The sequence below is a fragment of the Pseudoxanthomonas fibrivorans genome, from assembly GCF_041464125.1.
GTDB lineage: Bacteria > Pseudomonadota > Gammaproteobacteria > Xanthomonadales > Xanthomonadaceae > Pseudoxanthomonas.
Genome location: NZ_JBGNUG010000001.1, coordinates 68,277 through 85,530, shown reverse-complemented (window position 1 = coordinate 85,530; position 17,254 = coordinate 68,277). Strand labels below are relative to the sequence as shown.

General features: G+C 71.6%; 16 protein-coding genes. 6 read left to right on the top strand and 10 right to left on the bottom strand.

Features of this window, described 5'->3' with window-relative positions; genetic code table 11:
* Positions 1-37 precede the first annotated feature (37 nt).
* On the bottom strand, positions 38-1,681 hold the full coding sequence (locus ACA089_RS00465) for a serine hydrolase (RefSeq protein WP_372012368.1): 1,644 nt from the start codon (positions 1,679-1,681) through the stop codon (positions 38-40).
* Between the two features lie 114 nt (positions 1,682-1,795).
* Positions 1,796-3,142: a formimidoylglutamate deiminase gene (locus tag ACA089_RS00460; protein WP_372012366.1), complete on the bottom strand. Its 1,347-nt coding sequence runs from the start codon at positions 3,140-3,142 to the stop codon at positions 1,796-1,798.
* 66 nt (positions 3,143-3,208) lie between these two features.
* On the opposite strand from ACA089_RS00460, the gene hutI reads away from it, so the two are divergent.
* The gene (gene hutI / locus ACA089_RS00455; RefSeq protein WP_372012364.1) at positions 3,209-4,444 is read left to right on the top strand and encodes an imidazolonepropionase; all 1,236 of its coding nucleotides are present in this window, start codon (positions 3,209-3,211) and stop codon (positions 4,442-4,444) included.
* A gap of 60 nt (positions 4,445-4,504) precedes the next feature.
* Here hutI and ACA089_RS00450 read toward each other — a convergent pair whose 3' ends face one another.
* Together ACA089_RS00450 and ACA089_RS00445 are read right to left on the bottom strand one after the other, a co-directional pair.
* On the bottom strand, positions 4,505-4,684 hold the full coding sequence (locus ACA089_RS00450) for a 30S ribosomal protein THX (RefSeq protein WP_372012362.1): 180 nt from the start codon (positions 4,682-4,684) through the stop codon (positions 4,505-4,507).
* Positions 4,685-4,757: 73 nt separating this feature from the next.
* Positions 4,758-5,174, bottom strand: coding sequence for a MerC domain-containing protein (locus tag ACA089_RS00445; RefSeq protein ID WP_372012361.1), 417 nt, complete (start codon positions 5,172-5,174; stop codon positions 4,758-4,760).
* Positions 5,175-5,264: 90 nt separating this feature from the next.
* Here ACA089_RS00445 and ACA089_RS00440 point away from each other — a divergent pair, with 90 nt between their 5' ends.
* The 4 genes from ACA089_RS00440 (at position 5,265) to ACA089_RS00425 (ending at position 10,329) form a co-directional block, all read left to right on the top strand.
* Positions 5,265-7,436 carry a TonB-dependent receptor gene (locus ACA089_RS00440; RefSeq protein ID WP_372012359.1) on the top strand — a complete coding sequence of 724 codons (2,172 nt, stop codon included), beginning with the start codon at positions 5,265-5,267 and terminating at the stop codon, positions 7,434-7,436.
* A gap of 114 nt (positions 7,437-7,550) precedes the next feature.
* Positions 7,551-7,985, top strand: coding sequence for a MarR family winged helix-turn-helix transcriptional regulator (locus ACA089_RS00435; RefSeq protein WP_372012357.1), 435 nt, complete (start codon positions 7,551-7,553; stop codon positions 7,983-7,985).
* A gap of 50 nt (positions 7,986-8,035) precedes the next feature.
* Positions 8,036-9,199, top strand: a complete 1,164-nt coding sequence (locus ACA089_RS00430; RefSeq protein WP_372017570.1) for an MFS transporter — start codon at positions 8,036-8,038, stop codon at positions 9,197-9,199.
* A gap of 74 nt (positions 9,200-9,273) precedes the next feature.
* Positions 9,274-10,329 carry a linear amide C-N hydrolase gene (locus tag ACA089_RS00425; RefSeq protein ID WP_372012356.1) on the top strand — a complete coding sequence of 352 codons (1,056 nt, stop codon included), beginning with the start codon at positions 9,274-9,276 and terminating at the stop codon, positions 10,327-10,329.
* A gap of 12 nt (positions 10,330-10,341) precedes the next feature.
* Here the strand turns inward: ACA089_RS00425 and ACA089_RS00420 are convergent, their stop codons facing one another.
* Both ACA089_RS00420 and gltX read right to left on the bottom strand, forming a co-directional pair.
* Complete coding sequence (locus ACA089_RS00420) at positions 10,342-10,830, bottom strand: transcriptional repressor (RefSeq protein ID WP_372012354.1); 489 nt, start codon at positions 10,828-10,830, stop codon at positions 10,342-10,344.
* A 16-nt stretch (positions 10,831-10,846) separates the two neighbouring features.
* Positions 10,847-12,250 carry a glutamate--tRNA ligase gene (gltX, locus tag ACA089_RS00415; RefSeq protein ID WP_372012353.1) on the bottom strand — a complete coding sequence of 468 codons (1,404 nt, stop codon included), beginning with the start codon at positions 12,248-12,250 and terminating at the stop codon, positions 10,847-10,849.
* A 129-nt stretch (positions 12,251-12,379) separates the two neighbouring features.
* On the opposite strand from gltX, the gene lpxH reads away from it, so the two are divergent.
* Positions 12,380-13,123, top strand: a complete 744-nt coding sequence (gene lpxH / locus ACA089_RS00410; RefSeq protein WP_372012352.1) for a UDP-2,3-diacylglucosamine diphosphatase — start codon at positions 12,380-12,382, stop codon at positions 13,121-13,123.
* A gap of 19 nt (positions 13,124-13,142) precedes the next feature.
* On the opposite strand, the gene ACA089_RS00405 is transcribed toward lpxH, so the two are convergent.
* The 4 genes from ACA089_RS00405 to ACA089_RS00390 are packed head-to-tail and all read right to left on the bottom strand — an operon-like array spanning position 13,143 to position 17,230.
* Positions 13,143-13,964, bottom strand: a complete 822-nt coding sequence (locus ACA089_RS00405; protein ID WP_372012351.1) for a ferritin-like domain-containing protein — start codon at positions 13,962-13,964, stop codon at positions 13,143-13,145.
* A gap of 40 nt (positions 13,965-14,004) precedes the next feature.
* Positions 14,005-15,474 carry an amidophosphoribosyltransferase gene (gene purF / locus ACA089_RS00400; protein WP_372012350.1) on the bottom strand — a complete coding sequence of 490 codons (1,470 nt, stop codon included), beginning with the start codon at positions 15,472-15,474 and terminating at the stop codon, positions 14,005-14,007.
* A 24-nt stretch (positions 15,475-15,498) separates the two neighbouring features.
* The gene (locus tag ACA089_RS00395) at positions 15,499-16,134 is read right to left on the bottom strand and encodes a CvpA family protein (protein WP_372012349.1); all 636 of its coding nucleotides are present in this window, start codon (positions 16,132-16,134) and stop codon (positions 15,499-15,501) included.
* Between the two features lie 34 nt (positions 16,135-16,168).
* The gene (locus tag ACA089_RS00390; protein WP_372012348.1) at positions 16,169-17,230 is read right to left on the bottom strand and encodes an SPOR domain-containing protein; all 1,062 of its coding nucleotides are present in this window, start codon (positions 17,228-17,230) and stop codon (positions 16,169-16,171) included.
* Between the last annotated feature and the right edge of the window lie 24 nt (positions 17,231-17,254).

The following is a 17,254-nucleotide window of genomic DNA, read 5'->3' as shown; positions in this document are numbered from 1 at the left end:
TCCATGCGCGCATCCTTCAATGCCTGGTCCGGGACGACTACTGCCGCGTGCCGCGCATCACGCGGCCGCCCTGGTGCAGCTCCAGCGACTGCACCTTGCCGGCGCCATCGCGCTGGAAGCGGATTTCGATGCCGTAGGCCGGCGCCTCGAAGGTGTCGGCCGCCGTCGCCGCGAGCGGGAACGCGCCCTGCCCGGTCGCCTGGGCCTGGAGCACGCCGTCCTGTTCGCGCACGGCCAGCGAGAACCCCGGCATCAGCGGGTAGTCGCCCGCGTAGGCGGCCAGGTCCGCAGGCGACAGCCGCGGCGCCGGCGGTGCATCGCGGTCGATGCGGACCGCCGGGAACACCGCGCCCAGCTGCGTCCAGGTGAAGCCGTAGCTGCCGTCGGCCTTGCGCTGCGGATGCAGCACCGCGTCCAGTGCCAGCGGGAAGAAGTCGCCGGCGTCGTCGTGGCCCATCTCGTATTCGCCCTGGCCTTCGGCCTGGATGAACAGCCGGCCGTCGCGCGGGCGGAGGCTCATCTTCATCGCCCCCTGCAGCTGGTAATCGCCGGCCAGCGCCTGGAGCAGCGCCGGGTCGGCGGACACCGCACGGCGCGGCTTGCCCAGCGGCAGCGACGCATCGACCAGGTGCAGGCCCAGGCTGCCGAGGCTGCCGATCGAGTTCCAGGTGGTGTCCGACAGGATCACCACCCCGCGCTGGCGCTGCGGGTCCAGCGACACGAACGCCGAGAAGCCGCCGGTGCCGCCTTCGTGCATCAGCACCGTGCGCCCGTTCACCGGCACGCGCATCCAGTTCATGCCCATCGGCGGCTGCGCGGAGAGCTCGGCATGCGTGGCCTGCAGCGCCGTACCGATCGGCGCGTCGATCCAGCCGAGCCCGCCCTGCACGTAGCGGACCATGTCGTCCAGCGTCGCGCGCACGCCGCCGACGCCGGCGAGGTTGGTCGCGAAGCGCCAGGCCGGCGTGGGCCGGGTGTTGGGCGTGTGCCCGGTGGCGGCGCGTGCGCCGGACGGCCGCTGGTTGACGTAGGCGGTGTCCATTCCCAGGGGCGCGAACAGTTCGCGCCGGGCCAGCGTCTCGAAATCGGTACCGGCACGCCGGGCGACCGCATACGAAAGCAGCATCGAGGCGAAGTTGGAGTACTCGAAGCGCGTGCCCGGGGCGGCGGCGAGTGTCGCGTCGCCGAGCGAAGCCAGCAGCGCGGCTTCGTCCAGGTTCGCGTACGGGTCGTCCATGCTGCGTGCGCCCAGTCGCGACGGCAGTGCGGGCAGCCCGGAGGTATGGGTCACCACGTGGCGCAGCAGGATCGGCCGGCCCTGCCACTCGGGCACCGGCGTGCCTTCCGGCAGCCAGGACGCGAGGGTGTCGTCCAGCGAACCCTTGGCCTGTGCGACCAGCTGCGCCAGCAACGCGGCGGTCATGGTCTTGCTGACCGAACCGATCTCGAACGCGGCATCCGGGCCGATCCGCGCCGCATCGGCCGGGTCGGCGCACTGGAAGGTGCGCGCCACGCGCGCCTTCTCGACCACCGCCACCGCCATGCAGGCGCCGGTACGGTCACCGTCCAGGCGCTGGCGCACCAGGCCGGCGAGTGCGGCATCGGTCATCGCCGCGGCGGTCGCCGGCAGCGCAAGGGTGGCGGCGGCGAGAGCCACCATCGAAGCCAGTCGAAGTTCCATTCCGCACCTCCTGAGTCGGGATGCGGCCATGCTCGCCGTTCCCGGCGGACGGATGCGGGCGTGCGACGAATGTCCCGGCCGCGGCGACGGACGACCGCAGGCGCGGATGGACGCTCAGTGGGCCAGCAGGGCGGCCACCGCACGGCGGTAGCGATCGGCGATGGCGTCGCGGTCGCGGTGCCGGCCCGCCGACACCACCGCCTGCCCCGCCACCCGCACTTCGCGCACCAGGGGGCGGTTGCCGGCGAACAGCCAGCGGTCGACCACGTCCTCCGGCCGTGCCCCCGCGAACGCCGGCGCCTCCGCATCAAGACCGACCCAGTCGGCGGCCATGCCCGGCGACAGCTGTCCGACCGGCTGCCCGGTCGACCGTGCACCGCTGGCCAGGGCGCCGTGCAGCAGGGTTTCGCCGACGCTGCTGCTGGTGCCCACCGCGATGTTGCGATGGCGCGTGTGCAGGCGCTGGCCGTACTCCAGCCAGCGCAGCTCTTCGACCGGCGACACCGATGCGTGGGAATCCGAGCCGATGCCCCAGGCGCCGCCGGCATCGAGGTAGTCGCGCAGCGGAAACAGGCCATCGCCGAGGTTGGCTTCGGTGGTCGGGCAGATCGCGACGGTGGCACCGCTGGCGGCGATGCCCGCGACCTCCCCGGCGCTCAGGTGCGTGGCATGGACCAGCGTCCAGTCCGGGCCGACCGGAACATGGTCGAGCAGCCATTCCACCGGTCGCGCGTCGCGCACGGCCAAGCAATCCTGGACCTCGCCGATCTGTTCGGCGATGTGGAGGTGCAGCGGGATGCCGGGCGGCAGCGCGTCCAGCGCCGAGGCCATCGCCTCGGGCGGCACCGCGCGCAGGCTGTGGAAGGCCACGCCCACGCGCAGGGTGTCGTCCTCCATTCCCCGCAGGGTTTCGAACAGGCGCAGGAAGCCATCGAGGTCATGGCCGAAGCGCCGCTGGCGCTCGGACAACGCGCGGCGGTCGAAGCCGCCGGTCATGTACAGCACCGGCAGCAGGGTCAATCGGATGCCGGCGTCGCGGGCGGCGGCGACCAGCGCCTTCGACATCGCCGCCGGATCGGCATAGGGCGTGCCGTCCGGCGCATGGTGCAGGTAGTGGAACTCGCAGACCGTGGTGTAGCCGGCCTCCAGCATCTCCACGTACAGCTGCGTGGCTACCGCATGCAGGCGTTCGGGATCGAAGCGCGCGGCGACCCGGTACATCGTCTCGCGCCAGGTCCAGAACGAATCCCGGGGGTGGGTCTGGCGCTCGGCCAGCCCGGCCATCGCGCGCTGGAACGCGTGCGAATGCAGGTTCGGGATGCCGGGCACCACCCAGCCGCCGTCCCAGCTCGGCTCGGCCGGCCGCAGCCGCGTGATGCGGCCGGCCCCGGTCTCCAGTCCGGCATCGCCCCGCCAGCCTTCCGGGGTCCACAGCAGGGAGCAGTCGCGCAGTTCGTCCATGCGCGCATTCTCGCGCGAACCGCGGGCGATGGCATGGCGCGGTGCCGCGCCGCTTACAATCCGGCGATGGACACCACGCCCGACCATCGCTGGGACGGATTGCTCGTCAACGCGCGCCTGGCCACCCTGGCCGGCGACAGCGGCTACGGCACGATCGAGGACGCGGCGCTCGGCTGGCGCAACGGCCTGCTTGCCTATGTCGGCCCGACCGGTGGCCTGCCGGCCGCGCCTGCGGAACTGTCGGACGAGGTGGTCAATGCCGCCGGCCGCTGGATCACGCCCGGCCTGGTCGACTGCCACACCCACCTGGTGTTCGGCGGCGACCGCGCCGGCGAGTTCGAACAGCGCCTGCAGGGCGCCAGCTACGAGGCCATCGCCCGCGCCGGCGGCGGCATCGTCTCGACCGTGCGCGCCACCCGCGCCGCCGGCGAGGAGGCGCTGTTCGCGCAATCGCTGCCGCGCGCACGCGCGCTGCTGGCCGACGGGGTGACCACGGTCGAGATCAAGTCGGGCTACGGCCTGGACCTGGAAGGGGAGCGCGCGATGTTGCGGGTCGCGCGACGGATCGGGCGCGAGCTCGGCATCCAGGTACGCACGACCTTCCTGGGTGCGCATGCCTTGCCGCCGGAGTTCGCCGGCCGCGCCGACGCCTATATCGATGCCGTCTGCGGGTGGCTCCCGCGCCTGCACGGCGACGGGCTGGTCGACGCGGTCGATGCCTTCTGCGAACGGATCGGCTTCGATGCCGCGCAGACCCGCCGGGTGTTCGAAGCCGCGCGCGCGCTCGGCCTGCCGGTCAAGCTGCACGCGGACCAGCTCAGCGACGGCGGCGGCGCGGCGCTGGTGGCGGAGTTCGGCGGCCTGTCGGCCGACCATGTCGAGCACACCACGGCCGACGGCGTGCGCGCGATGGCGCGCGCCGGCACGGTCGCGGTACTGCTGCCCGGCGCATTCCACGTGTTGCGCGAGACCCGCTTGCCGCCGCTGGAGGAGTTCCGCGCGCAGGGCGTGCCGATGGCGGTCGCCACCGACTGCAACCCGGGCACGTCGCCGCTGCAGTCGCTGCGCCTGGCGATGTCGCTGGCGTGCACGCATTTCCGGCTGACTCCGGAAGAGGCGTTGCGCGGGGCCACTGTCAACGGCGCGCGCGCGCTCGGTCTGTCCGACCGCGGACGGCTGCTGCCCGGCCTGCGCGCGGATTTCGCGATGTGGGAGGTGGCGCAGCCGGCGGAGCTGGCCTACTGGCTCGGCGGCGACCTGCTGGCCGGCAGCTGGATCGGCGGTCGCCGCCTCACCGGCTGACACGCATAAAAGAAAACGCGGCGCCAGGCGCCGCGTTTCTTCGCAACCGCTTGCCGGGGCTCAGGCCTTGGCGACGGTCTTCTTGGCCACGGCCTTCTTCACCGCCGGCTTGGCGACGGTCTTCTTCGCCGCGGGCGCGGCGGCGCCGGCGGCGGCGCGGGTCCCGCCATGGCGGCGCGCGTTGCCGTAGCTGGCGTTGTAGCGCTTGCCCTTGGCGGTCTTGCGATCACCCTTGCCCATCTCTCGACTCCTTGATCTGCATGAAATAGCTAGCGCGCGATGCGCGACAGGCCGGCAAGCCTAGCATGGGGCCTCAGTGTGCGCAGCTGGCGTCGTGCACGTGCCCGTGGTTGAGCCTCAGGTTGAGCAGGTGGGCGAACCCGACCAGGGTGCCGCCGAAGGTCATCACCACCGCGTGCGGGACCACCGATTCGTGCAATGGCGCGTAGAGCAGGCCCGCCCACAGCGCGGCCAGGCCCGGCACCAGCAGGCCGAGCGCACGCAGCGCACGGTGCCGGCGATAGCTCCAGCCGAGGCTGAAGACGCCGAGCAGGGTCACGAACGCGACCAGCACGCCTTCCAGGCTGCCGTTGAACCAGAGCGACAGTCCCAGCGAGGGCAGCGCCGCGAGCAGCAGCGGCGTGAGCGCGCAGTGCAGCGCACACAGCAGCGAGCCGGTAGCGCCGAAACGGTCGAACAGGGAATGCGGGCGGTGCGGGGGGTGGGTCATCGGCCAGCCATGACGTTTGGGGGGTGTCGTCCGGTTTGGATACATTATAACATTCCCGCCGCACTGTCACCCTCCCCCTACTGGAAGCCCATGCCGCTCATTCCCCGCCCGCCCCGTGCCCCCCGCCATCGCCCGCTTGCCGTCGCGCTCGCCGTGGCCTGCGCGACCCTGCCGCTTGTCGCCTTCGCCCACGACCCCACGGACCTTCCGTCGGTCGAGGTGACCGCCTCGCCGCTGGCCGGCGATGCCGAATCGCTGGCGCGGCCCGTCGAGGTCCTCCAGGGCGACGCCCTGGACCGCGCCAAGTCCGGCACGCTGGGCGAAACCGTGTCCAAGCTCCCCGGCGTGCAGACTACCTACTTCGGCCCCGGCGTCGGCCGACCGATCCTGCGCGGCCTCGACGGCCCGCGCGTCCAGGTGCTGGCCGGCGGCATCGGCACCATGGACGCCTCCACCGTCAGCGCCGACCACGCCACCAGCGTCGAGCCTTTCCTGGCCGACCAGATCGAAGTACTGAAGGGCCCCGCGACCCTGCTGTTCGGCAGCGGCGCGATCGGTGGCGCGGTCAACGTCGCCGACGGCCGCATCGCCCGCGACCTCCCCGACGAACCGCTCAGCGGCCGCGCCGAAGTCCGCGGCAACACCGTCAACGACGAGCGTGCCGGCATGTTCCGCCTCGACGGCGTGAACGGGAACTGGGTCCTGCATGTCGACGGCCTGGTGCGCAACACCGACGACTACGAAATCCCCGGCGTCGCCCACGCCCCGCACGACGACCACGGCCACGAGGACGAACCGCAGACGGCTGGCCGGCTGGACAACAGCTCGGTCGAGACCCGCGCCGGCGCGGTCGGTGCCACCTGGCTTGGCGACGCCGGCTACTTCGGCCTCGCCGCCAGCACCTACCGCAGCAACTACGGCATTCCCGCCGGCGCGCATGTGCACGCGGACGATGACCACGACGACGACCATGACCACGACGACGCGGATCACGACCACGAAGGCGAGGAACACGGCGACGTGCGCATCGACCTGGTCCAGAACCGGGTGGAACTGAAGGCCGGCATCTACGATCCGCTGGCCTTCCTGCAGAGCCTGGAGCTGCACGGGGCCTACAACGATTACGAACACGTGGAATTCGAGGGCCGCGAGGTTGGCACCCGTTTCACCAGCGAGGGCTACGACGCGCGCATCGAGGCGGTGCAGCAGGAGCTCGGCGGCTGGCGCGGCGCCTTCGGACTGCAACTGGGCCGGGTCGATTTCGGCGCCGTCGGCGACGAGGCCTTCGTGCCGGCCACCGTCACCGACAGCACCGGCCTGTTCGTCGTGCAGGAAAGGAACTTCGGCCCGGTGAAGCTGGAGCTCGGCGGCCGCCAGGACCGGGTCGAGCTGGATCCGGCCGGCGGGCAGCCGCGTCGCACGTTCGACGCCACCAACCTGTCGGCCGCGGCGATCTGGCGCATCGACGAAGCGTTCGACCTGCGCTTCGGCATCGACAGCTCCGAGCGCGCGCCCACCCAGGAAGAGCTGTACGCGGCCGGCCTGCACGTGGCCACCGGCTCGATCGAGATCGGCGACAACGCGATGGACACCGAGCGCGCGTTGCGCGGCGAAATCGGGCTGCATGCGCACAACGAACGCATCGACTTCAAGGTGGCGGTCTACCGCAGCGATTTCGACGACTTCATCTACCTGGCCGACACCGGGATCGAGGAGCACGGCACGCCGGTAAGGCTGTGGATGCAGGCCGATGCGGTGTTCACCGGCGCCGAAGCCGAGGCGGTGGTCCACCTCGCGGAGAACGCCGGCGGGGCCTGGGACCTGCGCGTGTTCGGCGACGTGGTGCGGGCCAGGCTCGACGGCAGCGGCAGCCGCACGGTCGAGTTCGACGTGCCGCACGGCGACCACGCGCACCACTACGAAACCGAGCTGGCCAACAGCGGCTACCTGCCACGGATCGCGCCCGGCCGCTTCGGCGCGGACCTGTCGTGGGAACTGGACGGCTGGCGCGCCTCCCTGGGCGCGGTGCGATACCAGCGCCAGGACCGGGTCGCGCAGAACGAAGAGCCGAGCCCGGGCTATACGCTGGTGGACGCGCACCTGGCCTATCGCTGGGACCGCAGCTCCGGGAACAGCTGGGAAGTGTTCCTCGACGGCAACAACCTCGGCGACAGGGAGGTCCGGCCGCATACCTCGCTGCTGCGCGAGTACGCGCCGCTGCCTGGACGGGCGGTGGCGTTCGGGGTCCGCGCCTGGTTCTGACCCCGGCGCAGGGCTGCTGACAGGAAGGGCAGCGCGCAGGCGCTGCCCTTCCCGCATGCGCGCCATATATGTGCATATGCACGTATGATGGCGCCACGCCACCGGAGCCGCACCATGCCCGCCGCCGATGCCTCGCCCTGCACCTGTTTCCGGCTGCGCCGCGCCGCCCGGCAGGTGACCCAGCTCTATGACCAGGCGCTCGCACCCTCCGGACTGGGGGTGAACCAGTACTCGATCCTCCGCCACGCGCGCACGCCCCGGACCCTGGGCGAGCTGGCGGCGCGGCTGGGCATGGACCGGACCACGCTGACCCGCAACGTCCAGCCGCTGCTGCGGGCGGGATGGCTCGACGAGGCGCGCGGTGCCGATCCGAGGCAGCGCGTGCTGTCGGTCACGGCCGCCGGGCGCGCCTGCCTGGAGACCGCACGTCCGCTCTGGCGACGTGCCCAGCAGCGCGTCGACGCCCTGCTCGGCGCGGCCATCCGCGACCGGCTGCACGCCGACCTCGACGCGCTCGACGCGGCGCTGTCCGCGGAGCGCCAGCCGTGAGCGCCGCGCGCGCCGCGGGCAGCACCGGCCTGGTCGTGGCGGCCGCGGCCATGCTGATGCTGACCATGGGCGCGCGCCAGACCACCGGCTTGTTCGTCGCCCCGATCCACCTGGACACCGGCGTCGGCATCGCGACGATCAGCCTGGCCCTGGCGATCGGCCAGTTCGTCTGGGGCGCGGTGCAGCCGGTATTCGGCGCCATCGCAGACCGGCACGGGCCCGAACCGGTGCTGGTCGCCGGCGGCCTGCTGCTCGCCGCTGGCCTGGCGCTGGTCCCGCTCCTTCCGACCGGCACCGGATTGATGCTCACCCTCGGCGTGATGACCGCGGCCGGCGCCGGCGCCGGGAGCTTCTCGATCCTCATCGGCGCCACCGCCGGACGCCTGCCGGCGGAGCGCCGTTCGTTCGCCGCCGGTTTCATCAACGCCGGCGGCTCGCTCGGACAGTTCGTGTTCGCGCCGCTGCTGCAACTGGTGATCGGCGCGGCCGGCTGGACCGTGGCGATGCTGGGCATGGCCGCGACCTCGCTGCTGACCGTGCCGCTGGCCCGGCTGTTCCGACGCCGTCCGGGAGAGGCGCCGCTCGCGCACGAAGGCATCGAGGACCGCGGCCTGCGCCACCAGCTCGGCGTCGCGCTTCGCGACCGCAGCTACTGGCTGCTGCACCTGGGCTTCTTCACCTGTGGCGTGCACGTGGCGTTCCTGGTCACGCACCTGCCGGGCGAAGTCGCGCTGTGCGGCCTGCCGGCCAGCGTGTCGGCGGTTTCGATCGCGCTGATCGGGCTGTTCAACATCGCCGGCAGCCTGCTGGCCGGCAAGCTCGGCGAGCGCATCCGCATGAAATGGATCCTGGCGGCGATGTACGCCAGCCGCGCGCTGCTGATCGCGCTGTTCCTGCTCGCGCCGAAGACCGCGTTGACCTTCTACCTGTTCGCCGCGGGCCTGGGCTTCACCTGGCTGGCCACCGTACCGCCTACCGCCGGGCTGGTCGGCAAGCTGTTCGGGCCGCGCTACCTGGGCACGCTGTTCGGCCTGACCCTGCTCTCGCACCAGGTCGGCGGGTTCTTCGGCGCCTGGCTGGGCGGCATCGCGCTGGAGCGCTCCGGCAGCTATGCCTGGATGTGGTACGCCGACATGGGCCTGGCGCTCGTCGCCGCGCTGGCGCATGTCCCCGTGCGCGAGTCGCGGCCGGCCTCCCGCCCGGCCACGGCCTGATCGTACGCGGCGCGGTCGCCTCGCGGGGCTAGACTGGCCCTGCCGACCGCGACGCGGTCACCACGGGGAACGACATGCGCATCCGGGCAGTCCGTGTTCTGGCGACCGCCGCCCTGGTCGCCGCCTCCTTCGCTGGCGTCCACGCCGACGCCTGCACCCGGGCGGTCTACCTGGGCGCCAACGGCGACGTCATCACCGCGCGCTCCATGGACTGGAAGGTGGATGTCGGCACCAACCTGTGGATCCTGCCCCGCGGCAGCGTGCGCAGCGGACAGGGCGGCCCGCACTCGGTGGAGTGGACCTCGAAGTACGGCAGCGTGATCGCCTCCGGATACGACGTGTCCACCACCGACGGCATGAACGAGAAGGGCCTGGCCACCCAGCTGCTGTGGCTGGTCGAGTCCCAATATCCCGAGCCGCGCGAGGACACGCCGGCGCTGGCGATCTCGCTGTGGGCGCAGTACGTGCTCGACAACTTCGCCACGGTGGCCGAAGCGGTCGCGGCGCTGGAGAAGGAACCCTTCATCGTCGTCACCGACAGGACGCCCGGCGAGGACCGCCTGGCCACCCTGCACCTGTCGATGTCCGACGCCACCGGCGACAGCGCGATCATCGAGTACATCGACGGCCGCCAGGTGATCCACCATGGCCGCCAGTACCAGGTGATGACCAATTCGCCGACCTTCGACCAGCAGCTGGCGCTCAACGAGTACTGGAAGCAGATCGGCGGCACCGTGATGCTGCCCGGCACCAACCGCGCCTCCGACCGCTTCGCGCGCGCCTCGTTCTACGTCAACGCCATCCCGAAGAGCGAGGATCCGGTGGAGGCGCTGGCCAGCGTGTTCGGCGTGATCCGCAATGCGTCGGTGCCCTACGGCATCACCACGCCAGACCAGCCCAACATCTCGTCCACGCGCTGGCGGACGGTGGCCGACCACACGCGCATGCTCTACTTCTTCGAATCGGCACTGACCCCCAACACGTTCTGGGTCGACCTGAACAGGATCGATTTCAGCCCGGCCGGCGGCGTACGCAGGCTCGACCTGGGCCCGGACCAGCGCAACGTGTTCGCCGGCGACACCAGCGACCGGTTCGTGCCGGCCGAGCCGTTCCGCTTCCTCGGGATCTGACGCCTGCGGCCGTTACTGGGCGGCGCAGCGCGCGCACAGCCCGTGGACTTCCAGGGTCTGCGCCTGCGGCTGGAAGCCCAGCGCCTTGGCCCGCGATTCCAGCTGGGTGACCACCTCGCTGTCCTCCAGTTCCACCGCGCTGTGGCAGCGGTCGCAGATCAGGAACGGCACCGAGTGCTGGGCGCTGTTGGGATGGTGGCAGGCGACGAAGGCGTTGACCGATTCGAGCTTGTGCACGAAGCCGTTGGCCATCAGGAAGTCCAGCGCGCGGTAGACGGTGGGCGGCGCGTCGGCACCGGCGCCCTTGCCCTCGCGGACCTTCTCCAGCAGTTCGTAGGCCTTCACCGGCTTGCCGGCATCGGCGATCAGGCGCAGCACGTTGGCCCGGATCGGGGTCAGCCGCAGCCCGCGTTCGTTGCACGCGCGCTCCACCGCGTGGACGAACGCATCGGCGCCGTCCACGTGGTGGTGCGGATCGGTGCACGTGTGGGTGGCGGACATCGCGGGCTCCGTGGACTCAGGCCTTCGCTACCTTGATAAGCGCCGCGTCGATGCGTTTCAAGGCCTCGTCGCGGCCGGCAAGGTATACGGTGTAGGAGATGTCGGGGCTGACCTGGCTGCCGGTGATCGCCACGCGCAGCGGCTGGGCGACCTTGCCCATGCCCAGTTCCAGCGCGGCGGCGGCATCGTGCAGCGCCGCCGACACGCCCTCCACGGTCCACTGCGGCAGCGCGGCCAGCCGTTCGCGTGCCTTGGCCAGCGGCGCATCGGCGCCGGCCTTCAGGTGCTTGGCCACCGCGGCCTCGTCGTAGGCCTCGAGCGGCACGTACCAGACCACCGCCTTCTCGGCCATCTCCTTCAGCGTCTGCACGCGCTCGCGCAGCGCGACCACCACGTCCACCGGCGCCGGGCCGGCGGCGGCGTCGACGCCGAGCTTCTCCAGCTGGTACACCAGCTGCGGCGCGATCGTCGCCGGGTCGTCCGTCTTCAGGTAGTGCTGGTTGACCCAGCCCAGCTTGGCCATGTCCAGGCGCGCGGCCTTGGAGTTGACGTTCCTCACGTCGAACAGGTCCACCAGTTCGGCACGGCTGAAGATCTCCTGGTCGCCATGCGACCAGCCCAGCCGCGCCAGGTAGTTGACCAGCGCGTGCGGCAGGTAGCCGGCGTCCTTGTACTGCATGACGTCGGCCGCGCCCGTGCGCTTGGACAGCTTGGCGCCCTGCTCGTCCAGGATCATCGGCATGTGCGCGAACTTCGGCACCGGCGCGCCCAGCGCCTCGTAGATGTTGATCTGGCGCGGGGTGTTGTTGATGTGGTCGTCGCCGCGGATGACCTCGGTGATGCCCATGTCCCAGTCGTCGACGACGACCGCGAAGTTGTAGGTCGGATAGCCGTCCGGGCGGAAGATCACCATGTCGTCGAGCTCGCTGTTGGCGATCTCGATGCGGCCCTTGATCAGGTCGTCGAAGGCGACCACGCCGTCGAGCGGGTTCTTGAAGCGGATGACGCGGTTGGGATCGTCGCGATGCGGCAGGCCAGCCTCGCGCGCGGCGCCGTTGTAACGCGGCTTCTCCTGCCTGGCCATCGCCGCCTCGCGCATCGCATCGAGCTCCTCGCGGGTCTCGTAGGCGTAATAGGCCTTGCCCTGGGCGACCAGCTGCTCGGCGACCTCGCGGTAGCGGTCGATGCGTTGCGTCTGGTAAACGGGGCCTTCGTCGTAGTCCAGGCCCAGCCAGTCCATCGCCTCCAGGATCGCGTCGATCGCGGCCTGGGTGCTGCGCTCGCGGTCGGTGTCCTCGATGCGCAGGATGAAATCGCCGCCGCGGTGGCGCGCCTCCAGCCAGCAATACAGCGCGGTGCGCGCGCCGCCGATGTGCAGGTAGCCGGTGGGACTCGGGGCGAAGCGGGTGCGGCAGGTCATGGGACGGGACGGCTCAGGGACAATGGAATCCGGCGATTTTACCCCGGTCCGGCCACTCCACCGGCACGGACCGCCGGTCTGCCCCCTGGAGACACGGCCCCGGCCGGCCATCGGCCCTACAATCGGCGCATGACCACGCTTTTCGTTTCCGACCTGCACCTGGACCCGTCGCGCCCCCGGGTCACCGACCTGTTCCTGCGCTTCCTGCACGACGAGGGCCGCCGGGCCGACGCGCTCTATCTCCTCGGCGACCTGTTCGAAGCCTGGGTCGGGGATGACGACCCGTCCGAATCGGGTGCGCAGGTGGCCACCGGGGTTCGTGGCGTCGCCGAAGCGGGCGTGCCTGTCCATTTCATCCATGGCAACCGCGACTTCCTGGTGGGGCACCAGTACGCGCTGCGCGCCGGCATGCGCCTGCTTCCCGATCCGGCCGTGGTGTCGCTGTACGGCGAACCGGTGCTGCTGATGCATGGCGACCTGCTCTGCACCGAGGACACCGCCTACCAGGCATTCCGGACGCAGACCCGAGATCCGGCCTGGCGCCAGGCGTTCCTCGCCCGTCCGCTCGCCGCGCGCGTGGCCTTCGCCGAGCAGGCACGCCAGGCGAGCATGGCGCGCCAGCGCGAAATGATCGCGGGCGATCGCGGTGCCTTCGAGACCGTCACCGACGTGACCGCGTCCACGGTGGACGCCACGCTCGCCCGCTTCGGCGTATCCACGCTGATCCACGGCCACACGCACCGGCCGGCGATCCACGCGCTCCAGGCCGGCGGGCGTGATTGCCGGCGGATCGTGCTGGGCGACTGGTACGAACAGGGATCGGTGCTGCGGGTGCAGCCGGGCTCGTACCGCCTAGAAGGGCTTCCGCTGTAGCCTGCGCGCGCGGACGGCCTCAGCCGCCGGCCCGCGCTTCCGCCTCGGCCGCCTGCAACGCCACCAGTTCCTCCTCGTCGAACCCGGCCATCAGCCGGGCTTCGATGTTGAACGGGCCGTGCAGGTAGCCACCGGCGTACTCGCGCAGCAGTTCCCGGAAGCGCGCGCGCGGCTCGACGCCGGCGCGCTCGCAGTACCAGCGATACCACCGCGAACCGGCAGCCACGTGCGCCACCTCCTCGTCGAGGATCACCTGCAGGATCCCGATCGTGCGCATGTCGCCGAGCGTGCGCAGGCGCTCGATCATCCCCGGGGTCACGTCCAGGCCACGCGCCTCGAGTACGCGCGGCACCAGCGCCATCCGCGCGAGGCCATCGTGCGCGGTCTTCTCGGTCATTTCCCACAGCCCGTTGTGCGCATCGAAGTCGCCGTAGTCGCGGCCGAACTCGCGCAGCCGTTCGCGCAGCATCACGAAATGGCGCGCCTCGTCGTCGGCCACCTGCACCCAGTCGCGGTAGAAGTCCGCCGGCAGGCCGCGGAACCGGTAGACCGCGTCCCAGGCCAGGTCGATCGCGTTGAGTTCGATGTGGGCGATCGCATGCAGGAAGGCGGCCCGGCCCTCGTCGCTGCCCAGTCCACGCCGCGGCAGCTCGCGCGGATGCACCAGCCGCGGCCGTGGTGGACGCCCCGGCATGCGGATCGGGCCCGGCGGCGGCGCGTCGGCCGGAATGTGCAGCTCGCCGCGGGCGAACGCGGCGGCATGGCGCCGTGCCAGCGCGGCCTTCTCCGCCGGATCGGCGGTATCCAGGCACTGACGTGCGGCGGCGAACAGCGAATCCATCCGGGCCCCTACCGCTGCAGCCGCGAAGGCAGCGCGCCGGTCAGGACGCGCGGCGCTTGCGCTTGGCCTCGTCCGAGCGCATCTGCTGGATCCGCTCGAAATAGCCCGGATCGATGCCGGTGACGTAGTCGCCGTCGAAGCACGAGGAGTCGAAGCGGCCCAGGTCCGGGTTGCCCTCGCGCACCGCCGCCTCGAGGTCCTCCAGGTCCTGGTAGATCAGCCAGTCGCAGCCGAGCTGCTTCTCGATCTCCTCGATGCTGCGGCCATGCGCGATCAACTCGTCGGCCGAGGGCATGTCGATGCCGTAGATGTTCGGGTGGCGCACCGGCGGCGCGGCGCTGGCCAGGTACACCTTGCGCGCGCCGGCGTCGCGGGCCATCTGCACGATCTGCTGGCTGGTGGTGCCCCGTACGATCGAGTCGTCCACCAGCAGCACCACGCGGTTGCGGAACTCCAGGTGGATCGGGTTGAGCTTGCGCCGCACCGATTTCACCCGCTCGCCCTGGCCCGGCATGATGAAGGTGCGGCCGACGTAGCGGTTCTTGATGAAGCCCTCGCGGTACTTCACCCCGAGCACGTTGGAGATCTCCAGCGCCGCGTCGCGCGAGGTGTCCGGGATCGGAATGATCGTGTCGATGTCGTGGTCCGGGCGCAGGCGCAGGATCTTCTCGCCCAGCTTCACGCCCATGCGCATGCGCGCCTTGTGCACCGACACGTTGTCGATCATCGAGTCCGGGCGGGCGAAGTACACGTATTCGAAGATGCACGGCGCCTGCTCGGCCGGCTCGGCGACGACCTCGCTGAACAGCTCGCCGCGCGGGGTGATGACCAGCGCCTCGCCCGGCATCACGTCGCGCATGCGCTCGAAGCCGAGGATGTCCAGCACGGCCGACTCGGAGGCGACGATGTACTCGATCCCCTCGTTGTGTTCGCGCCGGCCCAGCACCAGCGGGCGGATGCCGTGCGGATCGCGGAACGCGACCAGGCCCAGGCCCAGCACCACGCTGACCACCGCGTAGCCGCCCTTGACCCGCCGGTGCACGCCGGCCACCGCGCGGATCGCCGCCTCCGGCGAGAGCGTGCGCTGGGTGTCGAGCTCGTGCGCGAACACGTTCAGCAGCACTTCGCTGTCCGAACCGGTGTTGATGTTGCGGCGGTCCTGGGCGAACACCTGCTCGCGCAGCGCCTCGGTGTTGATCAGGTTGCCGTTGTGCGACAGGGCGATGCCGTACGGCGAGTTGACGTAGAACGGCTGCGCCTCGTCCATGCCTTCGGAGCCGGCGGTCGGATAGCGGCAGTGAGCGATGCCCACGCGTCCTTCCAGCACGCTCATCGCCTTGGCGTTGAACACGTCGCGGACCAGGCCGTTGTCCTTGTGCACGCGCAGCCGGGTGCCGTCGGCGGTGGCGATGCCGGCGGCATCCTGGCCGCGGTGCTGGAGGACGGTCAGCCCGTCATAGAGCTGACCGGCAACGTTCTGGTTGCCGACGATTCCGACGATGCCGCACATGATCCGGAAATCTCCGCTACGGTCTCACTGACCGGGGGTTGACGGGGGTGGCGGCTCCGCGCCGGGTGGGCTTGCGCGCTCGTCGACCGGAACGGGCAGCGCCCCGGTGACCTTTTCGACCACGGCGCCGGCGCCTTCGAGGAGCGCATTATCCCCGCTCGGCCGGCCGTTGCCAAAATCCAGCTCCTGAACGGCCCAGTCGGGCAGCCAGCGCGCCAGCCACTGCGCCCCGGGGGCCAGCACCGGCACCAGCCGCGAACGCGTCCACGCCGGGTCCTGCGGCAGGCTGCTGAACGCCATCACCAGCACCAGCATGCAGGCGACCAGCAGGCCGCGGACCAGGCCCAGCAGCAGGCCCAGCGCGCGATCCACGCCCGACAGGCCGACCGAGTGCACCAGCTTGCGCATCACCCATCCGACCAGGCTGACCAGCACGAGCACGGCGATGAAGGAGATGGCGTACGCGGCGAGCAGCTCGGTGGCGCCGGGCTGGCCGTCGCCGCTGAACAGGAACGCCATCTCGGCGCCGTAGCGGAACGCGAACCAGCCCGCGCCGAACCAGGCGACCAGCGAGGCGACCGCGCCGACGAACCCGCGCACGGCACCCAGCAGCGCCGACGCCGCCAGCACCGCCAGCAACACCAGGTCGATCATTTCCATCCGGCGCACCGCCTCGGCACGTCGTCAGCGTGCCTCACGGGTGCGGCACCACCATGCCCGCGCCGAATCCGCCGGCCAGGCGGGACTTCAGCTGCTCGGCCTCGGCGCGCGTGGATACCGGGCCAACCCGGACCCGGTTCAGCGTGCCCTTGTCGGTGCGCACCGGCTGGACGACCGCGCTGAAGCCGGCCGCACGCAGCCGGTCGCGCAGCGCGCCGGCCTCGGCGGCACTGGCGAAGGCGCCCATCTGCACCGCGAAGCCCACGCTCGCGGCGGCCGGCGCGGCAGGCGTGGAGGTCGCAGCGGCGGTCGAAGGCGCGGCCGCGGCCGGCTTGGGCGTGGCGGGCGCAGGCTGGGTGGCCGCCGCGCTGGCGGCCGGACGCGGTTGCGGCGGGGTGGCCGGGCGCGCCGGCACCGGTTCCGGAGGCAGCGCTTCGGTACGCACGGATGCGGCAGGCGGAGCCGGCGCGGCCTGGCTGGAGGACGCGGCCGGCGTCGCCGCAGCGGGCGTGGCCGCGGTCGGTGCCGCCGCGGCGGGCGCCGCAGCACCGTCGCCCGCGGCATCGAGGGCGATGACCTGCGCGTTCACGTCGCTGCGGATCCTCACCGCCTGCAGCCGCCCGGCCTCGGCCAGGGCGCGGTCGGCGTACGGACCGACGCGCACGCGCCAGGCCTGTCGACCGTTGACGGTGGCCTGCTCGCTGAAACCGGGCAACCCGGCCTGGCGCAGGCGCGTCAGCACCGCCTGCGCATCACGCTCGCTGGCATACGCGCCGAACGTGACCGCCCACTGCCCGGCGGCCACTGCCGGATCGGCGGCGGCCGGCGCGGCGGCAGCCGGCGCGGACGCCGTCACAGGTGCCGTCGCGGGGCCTGTCGCGGCGGGCGCCGGCAAGGCAGGCTGTGCCGCGGCCTGCGGATCCAGGGACAGTTCGCGGGTCTCGTACTCGCCGCCCGGTGCGTCGGGCACGCGGGTCGATACGTCGGCGACGCCGCTGTCGGGGGCCGGTCCCTGGACCAGCATGGGCAGGAAGATGACCGCCAGTGCGACCAGCACGGCGCCGCCGATCAGGCGTTGTTTCAGCTGGGTATCCATTCGGCTCGCAGGCGCGGCGGGAAC